Consider the following 20,112-nt stretch of genomic DNA (forward strand, 5'->3'; position numbering starts at 1 on the left):
GGACCACATGCAGCTCGACCTCTGGACGTCCGCCTTCTGTGCGCCGTGTGCCGCCGCCCGCCGGGTGTCGGCCGAGGCGTCGGCGCTCGTCCCCGGGCTCACCGTGACCGAACGCGACGTGGCGGCGCACCCCGACGACGCGGAAGACCTCGGTATCCGGTCCACGCCCACGATCATCGTGCGGCAGGACGACGGCACCGAGGTCTTCCGTTCACCCGGCGTCCCGACCCGTGACCAACTCCTGCTCGCGGTGGCCAAGGCGCTCTGAACGAGCCGCCGCCGCGGCCGGGGTGGCCGCCGCCGCGGCCGTCCCAGCGGTGGCCCCCGGCGGGGGCACAGTGACCTGCGCCCCCGCACGCTGCGACGTCGGCGCCGCCACCACGACGGGCTCCGGCGGATCGACCAGCGCCCGCACGCGTCGCGCCAGTCGCTTCGCGCCCCGGATCGGCGCCCCGATGCCCAGTGCCACCAGTCCGAGCGGGCTGCGATCGGCCCCACCGAGGGCGTTCTTCCGCTCCCACGCACGGCGCAGCACCCCACCGCGACTCCGCCGTGCCGGTGCCCGATCCAGCAACGTGCCGGCGTCCCGTCGGGCCATCAGCTCCACGAGTCGGTGCTGCCAGTCGTCCTCCGAGGCCGGGTGGAAGTAGTTGTCCCGCATCCACTCCGGCCGGACGACGCCGAACCGTCCGTCGACCAGGTCGACGGCGTCACCCTCGAGGCCGCTCCCCACGAACACCTCGTTGATCAGGTGCCGGCCGATCCCGAAGTCGGTCAGCGTGAGCGCGGGCACGCCTCGCGCCGCCGCCTCGAGCACCGCGGTCGAGCTGATCGTCACGAGCGCCACCGCCCGGTCGAGGTGCTCGGCCATCGGGCCGCTCTCCACCACGAGGTTGGTCGGCGCGTCCGGGGGCACCAGGTCCGGGTACGGGTGCTCCTCGCGGTGTGTCTGGTGCTCACCGGCCGCAGCGCGCGTCTTGATGACGACGCGCCACTCCGGGTGCGCCCGCGCCGTCTCGACGAGCCACCGCACGACGAGTGCCCGGTCGGCCCGCTCGAACGGCACACTCGGCTGCGCAGCGAAGACGACGGAGTCGCGGCCCGTCGAGCCCGCACCATCGCTTGCGCCGGCACCGCCGGTCGCGCCGGCACCCCGCGCGAACGGCAGCGTGGCGAGCGCGAAGTGCGGCTCGACGCCGCCCTCACGCGCCATCTCCTCGTACGCGCGGACCTCGCGGTGGCTGTGCAGCACGAACAGGTCGGCCCGGGCGCGGAAGAAGATGCCCTTCCACTTCGACGGGAACGAGATCCCCGGCAGCCCCGACACCAGCACCGGCCGGTCCGGGATCCGCCGGTGCACCTCGTCGATCACGAGTTCGGCCACCGGTCCGATCAACGACACCAGGACGGCGTCCGGCGGGTCCTGTCGGAGCTCCTCGACGACGGCGTCGACGTCCTTCGGCGTGGGCGGTTCGCGGTGCAGGTGGGCGAGTCGCCGGTCGAGCCCGCGGAACGCCGACCGCAGCTGCTTCGGACTCGCCGACCGCGGGGTCGCCACGGTGCGCAGCTCCAGGTCCCAGTCCGTCGGGGCGGTCGCCAGCAGGTGGGCGCCCCACTTCGCGAACGAGTCGGTGTCGACCAGGCCGACCACGCGTCGGACGCGTGGTGACGCGGCGGACGGGAGGCGCGCCTCCAGTCCGACTGTCGACCCGCCGGCGTCACCCGGCCCGTCCAGGGCACGGGTCCCGTCGACCGGGCCGCTCACGCGCACTCCGCTCACGTGCGCCCCGCTCACGCGCCGACGCGACGCAGCTTCGCGAGCGGTGCCTGCTCGTCGGCGGTCGGATGGGGACTGCATGCGCTCACGCGCCGACGCGACGCAGCTTCGCGAGCGGTGCCTGCTCGCCGGGGAAGATCCTCTTGACGCCGTCGCCGAGGGCGGTCTCGATGATGCGGATGTCGCGGGCGAGCGTCTTCAGGCCGTGCGGCTCGAGCGACGCGGCGTGGTCGGAGCCCCACATCGTGCGGTCGAGCGTGATGTGGCGCTCGACGGCCGTGGCACCGAGGGCGACCGCGGCGATGGAGATCTGCAGGCCGGGCTCGTGGCCGGAGTACCCGACGGGGACGCCCGCGTAGCGGTGGGCGAGGGTGTCGATCATGCGGAGGTTCGCCTCCTCGGCCGGCAGCGGGTAGGTCGACGTCGCGTGCATGAGGACGAGACGGTCGGTGCCGAGGCTCTCGACCGCAGCGTCGATCTGCTCCAGCGTGGACATGCCGGTCGACAGGATGACGGGCTTGCCGGTCGCGGCGACGGCGGCGAGCATGCCGAGGTCGGTGACGGACGCCGAGGCGATCTTGTACGCGACGACGTTGAGGTCCTCGAGGAAGTCGACCGACGGCTCGTCCCACGGCGACGCGAACCAGTCGAGCCCGCGGAGGGTCGCGTGGTCACCGATCTCGATGTACTGGTCGCGGTCGAACTCGACGCGGTAGCGGTACTCCAGGTAGGTCATGTCGCCCCACGGGGTGCTGCGCGGGGTGTTCTTCATGTGCTCCGGCGTGGAGATCGCGGGGGTACGCTTCTGGAACTTCACGGCCTGCAGGCCCGCATCGGCAGCGACGTCGATGAGCTGCTTCGCGATGTCGACGTCGCCGTTGTGGTTGAGGCCGATCTCGCCGATGAGGTACGCGGGGCGGCCCGCGCCGATCGTGGACGTACCGATGGTGACGGTCATGGTGCTCCGTTCGGTGCGGGGGTGCCCCGCGTCGGGGATGGGTCTCGGGTCGTGGTGGCTGCTGGGGCCGGGGCGCCGACGGGTGCGTCGGTCAGCGCGCCGGGCGCTTCGGCGGGCGCTTCGGCGAGGGCTTCGGCGAGGGCCAGGTCGGCCTCGTCGTCGATGTCGATCGCGCCGGCACCGTCGACGACGGCCAGCTCGACGCGGCCGTGGAACCGGTGTCGGTTCTCGAGGAACCCCGCCGTCCGCATCACGTAGAAGGCGCCGGTCTCGCGGTACTCGGGCTCCCGGTCCTGCCGACGGGGCCTGGTCGCCGCGTCGTGGTTCACCGCGACCGCCGTGCCGTCCGGGGCGGTCCGCCACAGGAACGCGTGCGACGGAGTGGCGGCGAACACCGCGTCGGCGTGCCCGTCGACCACGCGTGCGACGGCGGCGTCGAGGTCGGCCGGGTCGATGAACGGCGAGGTCGCCTGCAGGAAGACGAGGACCTCGGGCAGCGGGGTGCTGATCGCGTCGAGGACGTGCAGCAGGGCGGACTCCGAGGACGCCTCGTCACCGGCGAGCTCGGCCGGACGGCGGACCACGGCGGCACCGGCGGCGACGGCCTCGGCAGCGATGGCGTCGCCGTCGGTGGTGACGACCACCTCGTCGATGCGCGTGGCACGTCGTGCCGACTCGACCGCCCGACGGACCAGCGAACGACCCGCGACCGTGCGGAGGTTCTTGCCGGGGATCCCCTTCGACCCGGCACGTGCGGGCACGACGGCGAGGACGGAACCGGTGGTGCGCATGCTCCGGACGCTACGAAGCGCGGGTGTCCCGGAGGGGAACGGGGAGCAGACGGCGGCCGACCGTTGAGCGACCGCCGAGCCCCGTCACGGCGACGCGGCGGGGCGTGCATCGAGCGTCCGGGGGCCGCTCGCCGCTACAATCGACGCTGCTCGCCTCCGTAGCTCAGTGGATAGAGCAGGTGGTTTCTACCCACCGTGCCGCGGGTTCGATTCCTGCCGGGGGCGCCGAAGACGAACAGGGCCGCCATCCTCTCCGGATGGCGGCCCTGTTCTCGTCGTGGCGGCTGCTACTCGTCGTGCTGGCTGCTACTCGTCGTCGTCCGCGGCGCGGCGCCGGAGTTCGGCGGCGCTGATCGGCTGCGTGTACGGCGCCTCTGACGTCTCGTTCGCGTCGGCCGGCTCGGCGGGGGCCTGGTTCAGACGCGTCGGGATGGACGTGGTGTTCGTCGCGCCGGGGGTGTCGACCCGGGGTGCCGATGCGGGCGGGACGTCGTTCGCGGGCGCCCGGTTGACGTGGGCGTCGGCCGCGGTGGGCGTCGCGACCGGGCGGTCGGACGAGGACGGACGGTCGTTCCGGGGTGCGCGGTCGGTGTCGCCGAAGGCGCGGATGGCGCTCGCGTCGCCGAAGGCCCGCGTGGCACTGTCGTCGTCCACGACCTCGGTGTCGTCCGTGCCGCGGCCCTGGGCGGAGCGGGCGGGCGAGGTCGGGGTGCCGAGCGCCGGACGGACCGGGGGTGCAGCCTCGTCGTCGCCGTAGACGCGCGTGGTGTTGTCACCGAAGGAGCGCGTGGCGTTCGGGTCGGCGCTGCCGCGGTTCGGGTTCGTGCCCGCACCACGGTTCACCGAGAACGACGGGGACGTCCCGCCGGCAGGACCGGCTGACGCAGTACCGGCTGATGCAGTACCGGGTGCAGCAGCGGCCGGCGCCGGAGGAGTCGAGGGTGCGGACGCGGGGCGCTGGGCCGGACGCAGCGAGGTCGTCGTCGGGGTGGGACGCTCGGCGGGAGCAGTTGGCGCCGGTGCCGGGGTCTTCGCCTGCGCCTGCATGCGAGGGGCCTCGGCCTGGTCGGCGTTCCAGTCCTGCTGGCGCTTGATCAGGTCGGCATCGGGGTCCGGGGACTCGAACTTCCAGCGCTCGAGGTCGGCCTTGAAGAGCTTGCGCGCACGGCTCGGTCGTGCCTGCCAGTCGAGTAGGCGGTCACGGAACTCGGCGAGGGACTGGTCCGCCTGGAAGCTGAACGTCGACGAGTTCTTCTTGATGTCGGCGATCTCGTGCTGGGCCCAGTTGGCGGCCAGCGGCGCACCCTGCACGGGGAGCAGGCGCAGCCGGATGTCGGCGTCCTCGGCGAGGTGGTCGGCGTAGGCCCGCTCGTCGTGCCCGAGCGATCCCCACGCCGCTGCCTTGCGCGCAGCCGTCAGGATCGCGGCGACGGCCGCGTTCTTCGATTCCCGCTCCTGGAGCGCCACGACCCGCTTGGTCGCGCTGCGCCCGATGAGCGCCGCGATGACACCCGCCACGACGATGGCGACGAAGGGGATCACAGCGCCCGAGAGCACCCGCCACCCCGTGTCGGACGAAGTCCAGTCGGTCAGGTCGTTCCACCAGTCCATGCGCGCACCATACCCACGGAACGGTCAGGCGTCGGGGAGGCCGGACGGCGTTCCGTGCATCCCGGTGCAGATGATTCCAATGTGGAACATCATGACCAGCGCAGGGTGTCCACGGCATCGTCGGCGGACCACACGCTCGGCAGCTCGACGAACCGGCGCTCGGTCGCGACGTACCGGCGGGCACGGTAGGCGGTGTCACCGGCGACGTCGATGCGGTCGACGTACCCGACGATCTCGCCGTTTGCCCGGGTGACCCGGCTCAGGTCGTCGCGGACGTCGAGGATGCGGTATTCGCCCCGGGCGCGGGCCAGCGGGACGGTACGGATCCGCAGGGCGGGTTCGGTCATGGTCTGCATCGCTGGCCTCCTGGTCGGTGTGGTTCCGACGCTACGGGGGACCACCGACACGCCGAGGGGCGCCGTCCGATCTGGGGAACAGGGTCTCCGCGCACACTGTTGTGGAGGAACGAGGGGCTGCACCGGCGGCCCGCAGAGAGGTTGTGGCCATGACCACGTTCGTGCTCGCAGGTGGATGTTTCTGGTGTCTCGACGCCGTGTACCGCACGCTCCAGGGGGTGCAGGACGTGGTGTCGGGCTACGTCGGCGGACGGGTCGAGGACCCCTCGTACGAACTGGTGTGCACCGGGACGACGGGGCACGCAGAGGCCGTCGCGGTGACGTTCGACGAGTCGGTGATCCCGGCCGACGTGATGCTCGACGTCTTCTTCACGCTGCACGATCCCCGGCAGCTGAACCGCCAGGGGGCCGACGTCGGCACGCAGTACCGTTCCGCGATGTTCCCGGCCGACGACGCGCAGCGCGAGCTGTTCGAGCGCGCCATCGAGCGGGCGTCGGACATCTGGGACGGCGGGATCGTCACCACCATCGAGCCACTCTCGACCTTCTACACGGCAGAGGAGTACCACCAGGACTTCTTCGCGAAGAACCCCGGGCAGGGGTACTGCCTCGCAGTCGCGCTGCCCAAGGTGAACAAGGTCCGGAAGGCCTACAGTCAGTACATCCTGGCGTCCTGACCCCGGGGCGGCAGGGCCACGAGGAGGTGGTTCGAACATGACGGACAGCACGGGAACCTGGGTCGCGATCGGTCCGGCCGGAGCGGTGGGCAGCATCCACCGCGCGGCGGACGGGTTCCAGGTCGAGCTCTACGGGCGACGACGGGCGGGCGGGCCGTACCCGTCCCTCGAGTCCGCGAAGGGCGCGGTCCACGCCGCGCTCGGACCGTTGGCCGCCCGGCCCGAGTTCCGAGCGCACTGACCGGGTCCGGACAGGAGGCCCGGGGGACTCGTCCTCAACAGGTCGCCTGGTCGGGTCCACACGCCACAGATCGAGCCCGGGGTCGCTGACGCGGCCCCGGGCTCCGTGACGATCGACGCATGAACGACATCATCACCGTCTGCGGAATCGTCGCCACCGAGCCCCGGCACCTCGTCACCGAGACCGGCATCGCCATCACGAGTCTCCGACTCGCCTCGCCCTCGCGCCGCTGGGACCGGGCCACCGCCGCCTGGGTCAACGGCGCCACCAACTGGTACACCGTCACCGCGTTCCGGTCGCTCGCGCCGAACGTGTACAAGTCCCTGAAGAAGGGCGACCGGATCGTCGTCGCCGGCCGGGTCCGCATCCGCACGTGGGAACGCGACGGTCGCGGCGGGACCTCGGTCGAGATCGACGCCGACGGCATCGGACACGACCTGGCGTGGGGGATCAGCAACTGGCTGCGGGTACCGCGGCAGGTCGGCGACGGTGCCTCGGGGCAGGGTGGCCTGCGCGGTGTGGACCCCCGCACCGGCGAGGTCCGTGGCCCCGCTGCTGGGCCCGGCGCCGGTCACGGAACCGACCACGGGGCGGAGTCCGAGGGCTCGCACGACGACCACGCACCGGCGACCGAACACGACCCGGACGGCGACCGTGACGGTGAGGTCGACGGGCTGCACGGCGCGCCGGCGCTCGGTGACGGCGCGGAGCCCGCGGGTCCGTCCGAGCACGTCCTCGAACAGGACGCCGCCCCCTGGGACCCCGCGCCGCCCCTCGACGACCACGCCCACGACGCCGAAGCGGCCTGACCCGCACGCCGACCGGAGTCGGGCTACGGGTCAGGCCGCCGGGGACGCGTGCGGTTCACCGCGTCGCGACGGTCACCACTTCTGGGCGATCATGCCGATGCCGGAGACCTGGGCGGTGTCCCAGTTGCCGCCGCGGGGCAGCCCGGTCACGCGGCCGTCGATCTTGAAGCTGGCGCCCTGCACCCGGGGGCTGTTCGTCTGCTTCGCCTTCAGTCCGTGGAACGAGAAGCTCGTGTCCCACTTGCCGTTCAGGCCGGTGTTCGACTTGCGGTCGCCCACCGTGATGCGGGTGTTCTGCACCGTGGAGTGCACGACGTCACCGTTCAGGCGGGCGTTGGCCTCGGCGTTGAAGAACAGGCGACCGTCGAGGTTGAGCTTGAGGGTGCCGATCGTCTTGTGGTTCACGATCATCGTCGCGACGTCGTTCTTGTACCAGCGCATGCCGATGGGCGTGAGCTTGTTGGTGGCCGGGCCGAGGTAGCCGTAGGTGAACTTGCCGTTCTGCACGCGCTCCCAGATGTAGCGGGGCTTGCCCTTGCTCTGCGGCGAGCCCTTGTCCGACTGGATCCCGAACGCGTAGGCGTTGTTGTGGGCGTCGTGCACGTTGATGTACGACGAGTAGCCGGTGCCCGTGCCGTTGGCGCTGATGCTCGCCGTGTACAGCAGGTACGGGTCGCCCTTCGGCACGGCACCGGCGGCCGATGCCGGCGACACCGGGGCGATGAGTGCGACGGTGAGTGCGATCGCTCCGACGAAGGGGAGCGCGAGGCGGCGGAGCCGCGACGGGGTCGTGGTCGTGTGCGTGGTCATGGTCCTCGTCCTGTCCGTGGTCCTGGTCCTGGTCCTCGTCGTGGTGAGCGACGGGCCCCCGAGGTTGCGGGGCGAGGAGAGGCTACGTCGTGAAGTGCGTTGCGCAACAGGGCTGTTCGTCCAGGTGCGGGAAGCGGCGATCCGGCGTCGGGCGAGCGGTGCTCCGGCGGTGTCACTACACTTGGGGCCGATATGGCTGAGTACATCTACCAGATGGTCCGCGCCCGCAAGGCGGTCGGCGACAAGCTGATCCTCGACGACGTCACGATGTCGTTCCTCCCCGGTGCCAAGATCGGCGTCGTCGGGCCGAACGGTGCTGGCAAGTCGACGATCCTGAAGATCATGGCGGGTCTCGACCAGCCGTCCAACGGCGAGGCGAAGCTCACGCCGGGCTTCAGCGTCGGCATCCTCATGCAGGAGCCGGAGCTCGACGAGAGCAAGACCGTGCTCGAGAACGTGCAGGAAGGCGTGGGCGAGATCCACGGCAAGCTCGCACGCTTCAACGAGATCTCGGCGCTCATGGCCGAGCCGGACGCCGACTTCGACGCGCTCCTGGCCGAGATGGGCACGCTGCAGGAAGACATCGACGCCGCCGACGCGTGGGACCTCGACTCCCAGCTCGAGCAGGCCATGGCCGCGCTGCAGTGCCCCCCGGGGGACGAACTCGTCACGCACCTGTCCGGTGGTGAGAAGCGCCGCGTCGCGCTCTGCAAGCTGCTGCTCCAGAAGCCCGACCTGCTCCTCCTCGACGAGCCCACCAACCACCTCGACGCCGAGAGCGTGCTCTGGCTCGAGCAGCACCTGCAGCAGTACCACGGTGCCGTCCTCGCCGTGACCCACGACCGGTACTTCCTGGACCACGTCGCCCAGTGGATCGCCGAGGTCGACCGCGGCCGCCTGTACCCGTACGAGGGCAACTACTCGACCTACCTCGAGAAGAAGCGTGCTCGCCTCGAGGTCCAGGGCAAGAAGGACGCCAAGCTCGCGAAGCGCCTGTCCTCGGAGCTCGACTGGGTCCGGAGCAACACCAAGGGCCGTCAGGCGAAGTCGAAGGCCCGTCTCGCCCGGTACGAGGAGATGGTCACCGAGGCCGAGCGCACCCGCAAGCTCGACTTCGAGGAGATCGTGATCCCGGTCGGCCCGCGTCTGGGTTCGCAGGTCATCGACGCCGAGCACCTGCGCAAGCAGTTCGGTGAGCGCGTCATCATCGGCGACCTGTCGTTCACGCTGCCCCGCAACGGCATCGTCGGCGTCATCGGGCCGAACGGTGTCGGCAAGACCACGCTCTTCAAGACGATCGTCGGCCTCGAACCCCTCGACGGGGGCACGCTGAAGATCGGTGACACCGTCCAGATCTCCTACGTCGACCAGACCCGCGGCGGCATCGACCCGAACAAGAACCTGTGGGAGGTCGTGTCCGACGGACTCGACTACATCCAGGTCGGCAAGACCGAGATCCCGTCCCGCGCCTACGTGTCGCAGTTCGGCTTCAAGGGCCCGGACCAGCAGAAGCGCGCCGGCATCCTGTCCGGTGGTGAGCGCAACCGTCTGAACCTGGCGCTGACGCTCAAGCAGGGCGGCAACCTGCTGCTCCTCGACGAGCCGACCAACGACCTGGACGTCGAGACGCTCGGCAGCCTCGAGAACGCCCTGCTCGAGTACCCCGGTTGCGCCGTGGTCATCACCCACGACCGGTGGTTCCTCGACCGTATCGCCACGCACATCCTGGCGTGGGAGGGCCTCAACGAGGACGGCACGCCGAACTGGTACTGGTTCGAGGGCAACTTCGAGGCGTACGAGGAGAACAAGATCGAGCGGCTCGGTGCAGATGCCGCGAAGCCCGGTCGCGCGACGTACCGCAAGCTCACCCGCGACTGATCCTCGTGGCGAGACTGCACGCTCCCATCCGCATGCGGTGGAGCGACATCGACGCCTACGGTCACGTCAACAACTCCGCGATGCTGCGCCTCCTCGAAGAGGCGCGCATCGTGGGGTTCTGGGGTGCCGACCCCGGTGAGGACCCCGACAGCGACCTGCCCGCGCCGATCATCGACGGTCGGCCGGGTTCCGGCACCATGACGGTGATCGCCGGCCAGCGCCTGGAGTACCTGGCATCGATCCCGTACCTCCGTCAACCGCTCGACATCCAGATGTGGATCGGGCGGCTCGGTGGCGCGAGCATCGACGTCTCGTACGAGGTCTGGTCGCCGGTGGGGCAGCACCCCGCCGTCCTGTACACCCGGGCGACGACGGCACTCGTGATGGTCGACGCGGCGACGAACCGTCCGCGTCGACTGACCGACACCGAGCGTGCCGCGTGCGAGCGCTACCTCGAGGAACCGGTGCAGTTCAGCCGGCCGTAGGCACCCGCATCATGCCCTCCTGGGCGACGGTGGCGAGCAGCTGACCGTCACGGGAGAACATCCGGCCGAACGCGAGTCCCCGTCCGCCCTGTGCGCTCGGGGACTCCTGCGTGTACAGGATCCACTCGTCGGCGCGACCGTCGCGGTGCCACCACATGGCGTGGTCGAGGCTCGCGCTCTTGACCCCCGGGGTGCCCCAGGCGACGCCGTGCCGCCGCATGATCGGCTCGAGGATCGACAGGTCGCTCGCGTACCCGAGCACCGCACGGTGGAGCGCCGGGTCGTCCGGCAGGTCGCCCTGCACGCGGAACCAGACCGCCTGGTGCGGCACGTGCTCGCCCTGCACGTCGACGAACACCGGGCCCTCGACGTGTCGCAGGTCGATGGACCGCGCGGCCCAGGCACGTGCGACCGGGTGGTCGATCGCGGACAGGATCGACGCGGCCGACGGCAGGGACTCCGGGTCCGGGGTGTCCACCGGGTAGGGGTCCTGGTGCTCGATGCCGGTGTCCGGCACCTGGAACGACGCGATCATCGAGAAGATCGGGACACCGCGCTGGTACGCCTGCACGCGACGGGCCGCGAACGACCGGCCGTCGTGGATGCGTTCGACCCCGAAGGTGATCGGCACGTCGATGTCGCCGGGTCGCAGGAAGTAACCGTGCATCGAGTGGACGTCGCGTCCCTCGATCGTGCGCTGCGCGGCGACGATGCACTGCGCCAGGACCTGGCCACCGAACACCCGTCCGCCGGGTGACCAGTGGCTGGCGCCGGTCAGGATCGTCTCGCCCGTGCTCGCGCCGGTGTCCTCGAGTCGCAGGGTCCGCAGGAAGTCGGGTTCGCCGTTCACGCTGTGCATTCTACGAACGGCCGCCCGCCCCCGTCGCAGGTCGCCACGCCCAGGTGCTGCGGCATCGACGGCCGGTAGGATCGGGGACGACATGGGCAACTCGTTCACGCTTCCCGACGCCGCCTCACTCGGTGACCTCCGCACGTACCTCGGACGTGCCGCTCGGATCGAGGACGGCTCGGTCCGGCTCATCGCCGACTCCGGCGTCCTGGCCGTCTACACGGCGATCCTCTACCCGCTCGGGCTGCTCGACGAACTGCCGACGGTGCTCGGGCTCCGCACGTTCTCGCTCACCGAGCCGGCGTCGATCGACACCGTGGTCCCGCTGCAGTCGCTCCTGGAGCGCCTCCGCCTGCTGGCCGAGGCGCAGGACGCCGAACACGCCGAGGGTGCCGACCCGACTCGGGCCACCCCGATCGAGGTCGAGCTGCCGCACGAGGTGCACACCGTGACGTGGGCGGCCATCTCCCCGCCCCGCGGCGGCTGGGTCCCGCTGCCGGACGTCTCACCGGAACTCCTCCGCCGAGCCACCCGCGACGGCATCGCCGAGGTCGCCGACGCCGTGCCGTCCAACGCGGGCGAGGCCATCGTCCGGCGGATCCGCGCCGAGGTCTGGGGCCGACCGGTCCCCGGCGTCGAGCACCTGCCCGCCGGTGCGGGCTTCGCGGGCGAGAGCCTCGGGTTCCTCGGGCACGACCCGGTCCGCCTGTTCGAGACGGGTCCGTGGAGCCGGCTCACGACCTCGCGCGGCCACGTGCTCGTGAAGCGCCGCGCCTGGACCCTGAGCTCCTAGCGACGACGACAGTGACGGGGACGCCGACGGCTACGGCGACGGCACCCGGCCGCCGTGGTTGGCTGGCCGCATGCACGTCTTCCTCACCGGTGCGTCCGGCTACATCGGCTCCTCCGTCCTCCGCTCCCTCGTGGCCCACGGCGACGAGGTCACCGCGCTCGTCCGGTCCGACGAGAAGGCCCAGCACGTCCGTGACGCCGGTGGCCGGGCCCTGGTCGGCGACGTCACCGACACCGACGTCGTCGAACGCCTGCTGCACGAGAGCGACGGCGTCGTCCACACGGCATCGGCTCCGGGCGTCGACCCGGACTTCATCCGCACCGCGATCGGTGCCCTGGCCGGCACACCGAAGCCGTTCGTGCACACCGGCGGGATCTTCACCTTCGGTGACTCGACGGACATCTCCGAGCAGTCGCCGATCGACCCGCCGGCGTTGACCGCCTGGCGCGGACCGAACGAGGCCCTGCTGCGGGGGAGCGACGTGCGGAGCACCATCGTCGCGCCCGGCATCGTGTACGGGCGCGGCGCCGGCATCCCGGCGATGTTCGTCAGCGACGGCGAGCAGCCGGTGCGGCTGGTGGGCGACGGCTCGCAGCGCTGGACGACGGTGCACGTCGACGACCTCGGCGAGCTCTACGTCCTCGCGCTGCACCGCGGCGAGCCCGACGGGTACATCGTCGCCGCGACCGGGGACGACCCGACCGTCCGCCAGATCGCCGAGGCCGGGGCCCACGGTGCACCGGTCGTCGCCGAGAGCGTCGACGCGAGCCGCGAACGGCTCGGGCGGGACTTCGCCGACGCCCTGCTGCTGCACCAGGAGGCATCCGGCGCACACGCCCGGTCGGCCTTCGGCTGGCGGCCGTCGCGGCCGTCCCTGGTCGAGGACCTCACCTCCGGCTCCTACGTGCGCTGACCCGCGCTGCCCGAAGACGCCGGCGTCCCGCGAACACGCCGCCGGTCCCGCGAGACGCCGCCGAATTCGGAGGCGCGGAACGCACATGACGGCGTCGGACGGACACGCCGGCGTCTCGCGCGCACGAGAACGCGGGAACCGGCGGACGGGAGGCCCGTGGCCGAGCCGCCACGGGCCTCCCGTCTGCCACGCGTGACGATCACTGCACGCCGGCGTCAGCGGAAGACGCCGCGGGAGCGTCGAGACGCCGCCGGATTCGGCGGCGTCTCAAGGACAGGACGGCGTGTGCCCGGCGCGGGTCAGTCGAAGGTGTTCGTCATCGCGTGGGCGGCGCGGTCGAGGTAGCCCCAGAGCTCGGCTTCGTCGAGGGGCGCGAGCTCGAGTGACTCGACCGCATCGTGCATGTGGTGGAGCCAGCGTTCCCGCGCCTCGGACGTGATGCGGAACGGGTTGTGCCGCATCCGCAGGCGAGGGTGGCCGCGCTGCTCGCTGTAGGTGCCCGGACCGCCCCAGTACTGCTGCAGGAAGGCGGACAGGCGCCAGATCGCACCCTCGAGGTCGTCGGCCGGGTACATCGGCCAGATGACCTCGTCCTGCTGCACGCCCTCGTAGAAGCGCCGGACGAGCCGGTCGAAGGTCGGGGCGCCGCCGATCCGCTCGAACAGCGACCCGGTGGCCGAGGCGCCGTGCTCCCCGACGCGCAGGGTGATCGGCTGCGCCGGGACGCCGACCGAGCCTGGCATGCCGGGGGCGCCGGGCATGCCGAGCGAGCCGCGTGCTCCGGGCCCGCCCGTGCCGCTCGGGGGTGTGGGGTCGGTCATCGGGGGTCCTTCCCGCTGTCGGGGTCGTCCGTGCGGATCGGCTGCCCGAGGATGTTGCGCTTGGTCCGCCGGGGCTTCGTGGGCGCCGGCGTCGGCTGGGTGCGGACGGTGCGCAGGCCGTTGATCGAGGTCGCGTTCTCCCAGCCCTCGGGCATGATCATCGCCATCGCCGGCAGGGTGATGCCGAGTTCGTCGACCGCGTGCTTCAGACGGGTGCGGAGCTCCCGGCCGACGACGTCGAGCTCGGACGCGCGGGTCTTCACGACGAGGCGGAAGACCATGCCGGCGTCGGTGATCGACTGCAGCCCCCAGATCTCGGGCTTCTCGACGATCCGCTGCCGCCAGCGGGACTCCTGCGACATCGTGACGGCGGCCTTGAGCAGGGCGTCCTGCACGGCGTCGATGTCGGTGTCGTAGGGGACGGTGATGTCGACGAGCACGCGCGACCAGCCCTGCGACAGGTTGCCGACGCGCAGGATCTGGCCGTTCGGCACGAACCACAGGATGCCGTTCACGTCGCGGATCTGCATGACGCGCAGCCCGACGTTTTCGACGACGCCGGTGGCCTGCCCGGTGTCGACGACGTCACCGACGCCGGCCTGGTCCTCGAGGATCATGAAGATGCCGGACAGCAGGTCCTTCACGATGGACTGGGCGCCGACGGCGAGGCCGGCTGCGACGAGGGACGCACCACCGACGATGCCGACCGCGGCGCCCTTCCACACAGCAGTGGCGATGATGACGAGTGCGATCGCGACCACGACGACGGTGGCGAGGTTCTCGAGGACGCTGCCGAGCGTCCGGGTGCGCTGGACGACCCGAGCGGTCTGCACGGGCGACGCGATGAGAGCCTGGGTGTCAGCGGCTCCCTGGCGCTTCTTGACGCCGTTCACGATCCGGTCGACGACCTGCTTGATCATCCGGCGCAGGATCAGCCGGAGGATGATCGCGGCAATGATCGTGATGACGATCGTGATCGGTGCCTGCCAGGTGTCGACGAAGTCCGTGAACGCGTTCGAGACCAGTTTGGACGTGTCTTCGGTCGTTGCAGCCAAGTTCATATCCGGTCGATGCTAAGCGGCGGGGCCTCGGTGTCCCTGGAGGAACACCAAGACCCCGCCGGATCAGAGCAGGGGTCAGGCGTCGGCGGCCTGGACCCGGAGCGCGCGCTCGGTGCCCGCGAGGCTCTCGGACACGATGCGGCGCAGCGCCGGCGTCTCCGGGTGCTCCTCGAGCCACGCGGCGGCGGCGTCACGGAGCTCGGCCGACGCGAGCGGCGCCGGGTAGAGGCCCGAGACGATGGTGTCGGCCATGTGGTAGCTGCGCTCGGCCCAGATGCGCGTGAGCACCTCGAAGTACTTTGGCACGAGGCCCTCGAGCAGCACCGGGCTGTTCACGTGCTGGAACCCGACCGTGGTCTGGCGCACGATGGCGTTCGGCAGCTCGGACGAGTCGACCAGCGACGAGAACGCCGCCAGCTTGCCCTCGGCCGTGGGGATCGTCGCCCGGGCGCGGGCCGCGGCCTGCTCGCCCGACGCGGTCTTGTCCGCGGCGAGCTCGGCGTCGATCTCGGCGTTGTCCGCAGCACCCGCGAGCACGAGGCCCTCGAGCAGCTCCCAGCGCAGGTCCGTGTCGATCTCGAGGCCCTGCAGGGTGACCGATCCGTCGCGGAGACCCTGCAGGGTCGCGACGTGCTCGGGCGTGGACGGGACCTGCGCGAAGAACTTCACGAACTGGAACTGCGCGTCCGAACCGGCCTCGGCCGAGGACGCGAGCTGCCAGAGCGTGTCGCCGACGGTGCGGACCGTGGCCTCGACCGAGCCCGGCGCCACGTAGTTGCGTGCGGTGAGCAGCAGCTGCGAGAGCGTCGTGCGGATGGTCGTCGACTCGGTCTCGGTCGCGATGTTGCCCAGCACGAGGCGGACGTAGTCGCTGGCCGGGGACTCGGCGTCGCGCGTGGCGTCCCACACGGAACCCCAGACGATCGAGCGGGCGAGCGGGTTCGCGATCGACGCGAGGTGCTCGATCGCGGTGCGCCGGGAGTGCTCGTCGAGACGGATCTTGGCGTAGGCCAGGTCGTCGTCGTTCAGCAGCACGAGGTCGCCGCGCTGGACGCCGACGAGCTGGGGCACCTCGGTGCGGGCGCCGTCGACGTCGATCTCGACGCGGTGGACCCGCTCGAGCTTGCCGCCGGCGGAGGCCGTGTCGGCGCCGAACGGCGCGGACTCGTCGTTCCGGAAGGCGTACACACCGATCGCCAGACGGTGCGGGCGCAGCGTCGGGTAGTCGGCGGGGGCTTCCTGCAGGACGGTGAACGACGTGATGACGCCGGACTCGTCGGTCTGGATCTCGGGGCGCAGGGTGTTGACGCCCGCGGTCTCGAGCCAGAGCTTCGACCACTCGGTCAGCTCACGGCCGCTCGTCGCCTCGAGCTCGACGAGCAGGTCGCGGAGCTCGGTGTTCGAGTGGTGGTGCTTCTTGAAGTAGGCGGAGACACCGGCGAAGAACGCGTCGATGCCGACCCAGGCGACGAGCTGCTTGAGGACCGAGCCGCCCTTCGCGTAGGTGATGCCGTCGAAGTTGACCTGGACGTCCTCGAGGTCGTTGATCGTCGCGACGATCGGGTGCGTCGAGGGGAGCTGGTCCTGGCGGTAGGCCCAGGACTTCTCCATCGCCTGGAACGTGGTCCAGGCCTCGGTCCACTCGGTGGCCTCGGCCGTGGCGATCGTGGAGGCCCACTCGGCGAAGGACTCGTTGAGCCACAGGTCGTTCCACCACTTCATGGTGACCAGGTCGCCGAACCACATGTGGGCGAGCTCGTGCAGGATCGTGACGACCCGGCGCTCCTTGATGGCGTCGGTGACCTTCGACCGGAACACGTAGGTCTCGGTGAAGGTGACCGCGCCGGCGTTCTCCATCGCACCGGCGTTGAACTCCGGCACGAACAGCTGGTCGTACTTCTCGAAGGGGTAGGCGACGTCGAACTTCTCCTCGAAGTACGCGAAGCCCTTCTTCGTGATGTCGAACACGTACTCGGGGTCGAGGTACGAGGCGAGCGACTTGCGCGCGAACACGCCGAGCGGGATCGTCCGGCCGTCGCGGCTGGTCAGCTCGTCGCGCACGACCTCGTACGGGCCGGCGACGAGTGCGGTGATGTAGCTCGAGATGCGCGCGGTGGGCGGGAAGGCCCAGGTCGCGACGTCGCCGTCGACGTGCGGCTCCGGCGTGGGGGAGTTCGAGACGACCTGCCACCGCGACGGCGCCGTCACGGTGAAGGAGAACTCGGCCTTCAGGTCGGGCTGCTCGAAGACCGCGAACATGCGGCGGGAGTCGGGGACCTCGAACTGGGAGTACAGGTACACCTCGTCGTCCACCGGGTCGACGAACCGGTGCAGACCTTCACCGGTGTTCGTGTACAGCGCGTCGCTGACGACCACGAGCTCGTTCTGCTCCTGCAGGTCGTCGAGCCGGATGCGCACGCCGTCGTTCACCGCGGCGACGTCGAGCGCCGTGCCGTTCAGCGTGATCGAGTGCACAGTCTTCGTGATGGCGTCGATGAAGGTCGATGCGCCGGCGGTGGCGGTGAAGCGCACCCGCGTGGTGCTGCCGAAGCTGTCGGCGCCGCGGGTCAGGTCGAGCTCGACGTCGTACGTCTGCACGGCGACGACGGCCGCGCGCTCCTGGGCTTCGATTCGGGTGAGGTTCTCTCCGGGCACGCAACGCTCCATCTTCGCTGGGGACGCGGACGATCGGTGTCCGCGTACGGGGCCCCGGACGGCGTCGTGCGCCGGCGGGACGATGGGTTCCAGCCTAGCGACGCCGCGTACGCTCGGATCGTGACCGAGACGACTGTGGACAACCCGACCGACCCCACCACCGCGCGCACCGCCGTGGAGTTCTGGTTCGACCCGAACTGCCCCTGGGCCTGGATGACGAGCCGCTGGGTGGGTGAGGTCGCCGAGCACCGCGACCTCGACGTGACCTGGAACGTGATGAGCCTGTTCGTCCTCAACGAGGACCAGGACGTCCCGGACACCTACAAGGAGCGCCTGCACGCCGGTCAGGTCTACCCGCGCATCGTCACGGCGGCGAAGCTCCGGCTCGGACAGGACGTCGTCAAGCCGCTCTACGACGCCCTCGGCGAGCACATCCACCACCGCCAGGAGTCCGACCCGGAGCAGGTCGTCCCCGCCGTGCTCGCCGAGCTCGGCCTCGACGCCGACCTGCTCGAGTACGCCTGGACGGACGAGGTCGACGCCGCCGTGCGCGCCAGCCACCAGGACGGCATCGACCGCGTCGGCCAGGACGTCGGCACACCGGTCATCGCCGTCGAGGGCACCGCGTTCTTCGGACCGGTCATCTCCCCGGCGCCCAAGGGCCAGGAGGCGCTCGACCTGTGGGACGGCGTCGTCGCCGTCGCGAAGTACCCCGGCTTCTTCGAGCTCAAGCGCTCGCGCACGGTCGGCCCGGTCTTCGACACCACCAACTGACGCTCCGGAACCAAGTTCCGGACACAGCACCGCGGGATCGCGTGGTTCCGTGTCCGGAACCAGGTTCCGTTCGTCGACGGGCGGCCGGGAGGCCCGTGGTGCGCCCGCCCCGCCCGCCCCGCCCGTCGCGTCAGACGAGCGGCAGGCGCATGAGCGTCAGGTCGAGCCAGCGGTCGAACTTCCGTCCGACCTCGGGCACGACCGCGACCGTGGTGAACCCCAGGCGTTCGTGCAGGGCGATCGACCCCGTGTTGGTGCTGCAGATCCCGGCCATCATGACGTGCCGGCCCTCGGCGGTGGCGCGCGCGACCAACTCGGCCATCAGGGTCGTCGCGATGCCCCGGCCGCGGAACGTCTCGACCACGTAGACGCTGTGCTCGACGGTGTGCCGGTACCCGTCCGGCTGCCGCCACTGCGAGTACGTGGCGTAGCCGGCCACGACGCCGTCGACCTCGGCCACGACCACCGGGTAGCCGCCGCCCCGCCGCTCGGCGAGCCATCCGTCGAAGTACGCACGTGGGTGCGGGGTGTCCTGCCAGATGGCGGTGGAGTGCAGGACGGCATCGACGTGCAGGGCGTGCACGACGTCGAGGTCGGTCGGGGTGCAGTCGCGGATCACGACCCCGTTCGTCGCATATGCTGTCGTCATGTCTCACATCGTAGACGACGAGCGCGCCGATCCCGCAACCGGCGCCGACGACACCCCGGTCGCCGAGCAGCGGGCGCTCGGCGAACGCCTCCAGCGGCTCCGCACCGAGCGGAAGTGGAGCCTCACCGAGCTCGCCGAGGAGTCCGGCGTCTCCCGCGCGATGATCAACCGCGTCGAACGCGGGGTCTCCAGCCCCACCGCGACGATCCTCGGTCGACTGTCCGGTGCCTTCGGCCTGACGATCTCGCAGCTCCTCGACGATGCCCTGGAGCACGAGGTGCCCAGGGTGACGGACCCCGACGAGGCGCGCGGGGTCCAGCGCGGCGCGACCGCCGATTCCTGGACCGATCCCGCCACCGGGTACCGCCGCCGTCCGGTCTCGAGCGCGGCGTTCCCCGCCGACGTCACCGAGGTGCGCCTCCCGGCCGGCCGCGAGGTGGCCTACCCGGCGTCGGCGACCGCGTTCCTGCGGCACTGCATCTGGGTCGTCGACGGCGTGCTCGAGGTCGTCGTCGGCGGCGAGCCGACGCGCCTGGCCGCGGGGGACCGGATCGAGCTCGGCGACCCCGCCGACGTCGTCTACCGCAACCCGGGCGACGACCCCACCCGGTACCTCGTGGTGGCGGTCCGCGCACCGTAGTGAGTGGTGGTCCGGGCCCCGGAGCCGCAGGAATATGATCGGTTCCATGCGCATCCACCTCGGAACGGACCACGCCGGCCTCGAGTTCAACAAGACCCTCGCAACCCACCTGACCGAAGCCGGGCACGAGGTGGTGGACCACGGTCCGACCGAGTACGACGCGCTCGACGACTACCCCTCGTTCTGCATCAACGCCGCGCACGCCGTGGTGCAGGACCAGCGCGCCGGCGTCCAGGCGCTCGGTGTCGTCTTCGGCGGTTCCGGCAACGGCGAGCAGATCGCCGCCAACAAGGTCGAGGGCATCCGCGCCGCGCTCGTCTGGAACGAGTCGACCGCGCTGCTCGCCCGTCAGCACAACGACGCCAACGTCATCTCCATCGGCGCGCGCCAGCACACCGAGGACGAGGCGATCCGGTTCGTCGACCTGTTCATCGCCGAGCCGTTCTCGGGCGAGGAGCGCCACGCCCGCCGCATCGCCCAGCTCGCCGAGTACGAGACCACCGGGCTGATCGCCGGCCGCCAGATCGACCAGTAGGACAGCGACCCAGCGGCCCAGCAACACC

22 protein-coding genes and 1 tRNA gene are annotated in these 20,112 nt (G+C 71.1%); 12 read left to right on the forward strand and 11 right to left on the reverse strand.

What is annotated here, in order from left to right; genetic code table 11:
* The first annotated feature begins 7 nt into the window (after positions 1 to 7).
* Entirely contained in the window at positions 8 to 268 is a 261-nt protein-coding gene (locus DEJ20_RS05225) for a thioredoxin family protein (protein WP_027464648.1), read from the forward strand.
* On the opposite strand, the gene DEJ20_RS05230 is transcribed toward DEJ20_RS05225, so the two are convergent.
* From DEJ20_RS05230 to DEJ20_RS05240, 3 genes are all read right to left on the reverse strand, one after another.
* The gene (locus DEJ20_RS05230; RefSeq protein ID WP_146245432.1) at positions 212 to 1,780 is read right to left on the reverse strand and encodes a DUF6716 putative glycosyltransferase; all 1,569 of its coding nucleotides are present in this window, start codon (positions 1,778 to 1,780) and stop codon (positions 212 to 214) included. The two genes, DEJ20_RS05225 and DEJ20_RS05230, sit on opposite strands and share 57 nt — an antisense overlap.
* Positions 1,781 to 1,862: 82 nt before the next feature.
* Positions 1,863 to 2,735, reverse strand: coding sequence for an N-acetylneuraminate synthase family protein (locus tag DEJ20_RS05235; RefSeq protein WP_111235347.1), 873 nt, complete (start codon positions 2,733 to 2,735; stop codon positions 1,863 to 1,865).
* Positions 2,732 to 3,526: an acylneuraminate cytidylyltransferase family protein gene (locus DEJ20_RS05240; RefSeq protein WP_111235346.1), complete on the reverse strand. Its 795-nt coding sequence runs from the start codon at positions 3,524 to 3,526 to the stop codon at positions 2,732 to 2,734. The genes DEJ20_RS05235 and DEJ20_RS05240 overlap by 4 nt, the downstream gene beginning before the upstream one ends.
* 152 nt (positions 3,527 to 3,678) lie before the next feature.
* On the opposite strand from DEJ20_RS05240, the gene DEJ20_RS05245 reads away from it, so the two are divergent.
* Positions 3,679 to 3,751: transfer RNA gene (locus tag DEJ20_RS05245), tRNA-Arg, on the forward strand.
* An 81-nt stretch (positions 3,752 to 3,832) separates the two neighbouring features.
* On the opposite strand, the gene DEJ20_RS05250 is transcribed toward DEJ20_RS05245, so the two are convergent.
* Both DEJ20_RS05250 and DEJ20_RS05255 read right to left on the reverse strand, forming a co-directional pair.
* On the reverse strand, positions 3,833 to 5,137 hold the full coding sequence (locus tag DEJ20_RS05250) for a hypothetical protein (RefSeq protein WP_111235345.1): 1,305 nt from the start codon (positions 5,135 to 5,137) through the stop codon (positions 3,833 to 3,835).
* Between the two features lie 89 nt (positions 5,138 to 5,226).
* Positions 5,227 to 5,493, reverse strand: coding sequence for a hypothetical protein (locus DEJ20_RS05255; protein ID WP_111235344.1), 267 nt, complete (start codon positions 5,491 to 5,493; stop codon positions 5,227 to 5,229).
* A 149-nt stretch (positions 5,494 to 5,642) separates the two neighbouring features.
* On the opposite strand from DEJ20_RS05255, the gene msrA reads away from it, so the two are divergent.
* The 3 genes from msrA (at position 5,643) to DEJ20_RS05270 (ending at position 7,220) form a co-directional block, all read left to right on the forward strand.
* Entirely contained in the window at positions 5,643 to 6,170 is a 528-nt protein-coding gene (msrA, locus tag DEJ20_RS05260) for a peptide-methionine (S)-S-oxide reductase MsrA (protein ID WP_111235374.1), read from the forward strand.
* 37 nt (positions 6,171 to 6,207) lie between these two features.
* A complete protein-coding gene (locus tag DEJ20_RS05265) occupies positions 6,208 to 6,411 on the forward strand; it encodes a methyltransferase (RefSeq protein WP_111235343.1) in 204 nt (67 codons plus the stop codon).
* Between the two features lie 119 nt (positions 6,412 to 6,530).
* Positions 6,531 to 7,220, forward strand: coding sequence for a single-stranded DNA-binding protein (locus DEJ20_RS05270; protein ID WP_111235342.1), 690 nt, complete (start codon positions 6,531 to 6,533; stop codon positions 7,218 to 7,220).
* Positions 7,221 to 7,292: 72 nt separating this feature from the next.
* Here DEJ20_RS05270 and DEJ20_RS05275 read toward each other — a convergent pair whose 3' ends face one another.
* A complete protein-coding gene (locus DEJ20_RS05275) occupies positions 7,293 to 8,030 on the reverse strand; it encodes a hypothetical protein (RefSeq protein WP_181431545.1) in 738 nt (245 codons plus the stop codon).
* 192 nt (positions 8,031 to 8,222) lie between these two features.
* Between DEJ20_RS05275 and ettA the strand changes: the two genes are divergently transcribed.
* Together ettA and DEJ20_RS05285 are read left to right on the forward strand one after the other, a co-directional pair.
* On the forward strand, positions 8,223 to 9,908 hold the full coding sequence (gene ettA / locus DEJ20_RS05280) for an energy-dependent translational throttle protein EttA (protein ID WP_071405516.1): 1,686 nt from the start codon (positions 8,223 to 8,225) through the stop codon (positions 9,906 to 9,908).
* Between the two features lie 32 nt (positions 9,909 to 9,940).
* Positions 9,941 to 10,393 carry an acyl-CoA thioesterase gene (locus DEJ20_RS05285; RefSeq protein WP_111235340.1) on the forward strand — a complete coding sequence of 151 codons (453 nt, stop codon included), beginning with the start codon at positions 9,941 to 9,943 and terminating at the stop codon, positions 10,391 to 10,393.
* Here the strand turns inward: DEJ20_RS05285 and DEJ20_RS05290 are convergent.
* Positions 10,380 to 11,252, reverse strand: coding sequence for an acyl-CoA thioesterase (locus DEJ20_RS05290; RefSeq protein WP_111235339.1), 873 nt, complete (start codon positions 11,250 to 11,252; stop codon positions 10,380 to 10,382). The two genes, DEJ20_RS05285 and DEJ20_RS05290, sit on opposite strands and share 14 nt — an antisense overlap.
* An 82-nt stretch (positions 11,253 to 11,334) precedes the next feature.
* Between DEJ20_RS05290 and DEJ20_RS05295 the strand changes: the two genes are divergently transcribed.
* Together DEJ20_RS05295 and DEJ20_RS05300 are read left to right on the forward strand one after the other, a co-directional pair.
* Positions 11,335 to 12,036, forward strand: coding sequence for a DUF8185 domain-containing protein (locus DEJ20_RS05295; RefSeq protein WP_071405518.1), 702 nt, complete (start codon positions 11,335 to 11,337; stop codon positions 12,034 to 12,036).
* Positions 12,037 to 12,106: 70 nt separating this feature from the next.
* On the forward strand, positions 12,107 to 12,949 hold the full coding sequence (locus DEJ20_RS05300) for an NAD-dependent epimerase/dehydratase family protein (RefSeq protein WP_111235338.1): 843 nt from the start codon (positions 12,107 to 12,109) through the stop codon (positions 12,947 to 12,949).
* A 299-nt stretch (positions 12,950 to 13,248) separates the two neighbouring features.
* Here the strand turns inward: DEJ20_RS05300 and DEJ20_RS05305 are convergent, their stop codons facing one another.
* The 3 genes from DEJ20_RS05305 to pepN form a co-directional block, all read right to left on the reverse strand.
* Positions 13,249 to 13,710, reverse strand: coding sequence for a globin (locus DEJ20_RS05305; protein ID WP_258377166.1), 462 nt, complete (start codon positions 13,708 to 13,710; stop codon positions 13,249 to 13,251).
* Positions 13,711 to 13,766: 56 nt separating this feature from the next.
* The gene (locus DEJ20_RS05310) at positions 13,767 to 14,831 is read right to left on the reverse strand and encodes a mechanosensitive ion channel family protein (protein ID WP_111057866.1); all 1,065 of its coding nucleotides are present in this window, start codon (positions 14,829 to 14,831) and stop codon (positions 13,767 to 13,769) included.
* Between the two features lie 75 nt (positions 14,832 to 14,906).
* Complete coding sequence (gene pepN, locus DEJ20_RS05315; protein ID WP_111235337.1) at positions 14,907 to 17,486, reverse strand: aminopeptidase N; 2,580 nt, start codon at positions 17,484 to 17,486, stop codon at positions 14,907 to 14,909.
* Positions 17,487 to 17,699: 213 nt separating this feature from the next.
* Here pepN and DEJ20_RS05320 point away from each other — a divergent pair, with 213 nt between their 5' ends.
* A complete protein-coding gene (locus tag DEJ20_RS05320) occupies positions 17,700 to 18,260 on the forward strand; it encodes a mycothiol-dependent nitroreductase Rv2466c family protein (protein WP_258377165.1) in 561 nt (186 codons plus the stop codon).
* Positions 18,261 to 18,390: 130 nt separating this feature from the next.
* Here the strand turns inward: DEJ20_RS05320 and DEJ20_RS05325 are convergent, their stop codons facing one another.
* Positions 18,391 to 18,909: a GNAT family N-acetyltransferase gene (locus tag DEJ20_RS05325; RefSeq protein ID WP_111235336.1), complete on the reverse strand. Its 519-nt coding sequence runs from the start codon at positions 18,907 to 18,909 to the stop codon at positions 18,391 to 18,393.
* Between DEJ20_RS05325 and DEJ20_RS05330 the strand changes: the two genes are divergently transcribed.
* Entirely contained in the window at positions 18,908 to 19,549 is a 642-nt protein-coding gene (locus DEJ20_RS05330) for a helix-turn-helix domain-containing protein (RefSeq protein ID WP_111235335.1), read from the forward strand. The genes DEJ20_RS05325 and DEJ20_RS05330 overlap by 2 nt on opposite strands.
* A gap of 46 nt (positions 19,550 to 19,595) precedes the next feature.
* Positions 19,596 to 20,084, forward strand: a complete 489-nt coding sequence (locus DEJ20_RS05335) for a ribose-5-phosphate isomerase (protein ID WP_111192012.1) — start codon at positions 19,596 to 19,598, stop codon at positions 20,082 to 20,084.
* Positions 20,085 to 20,112 lie beyond the last annotated feature (28 nt).

Origin of the sequence: Curtobacterium sp. MCSS17_005, from assembly GCF_003234225.2 — a bacterium.
In the GTDB taxonomy this organism is placed as follows: domain Bacteria; phylum Actinomycetota; class Actinomycetes; order Actinomycetales; family Microbacteriaceae; genus Curtobacterium; species Curtobacterium flaccumfaciens.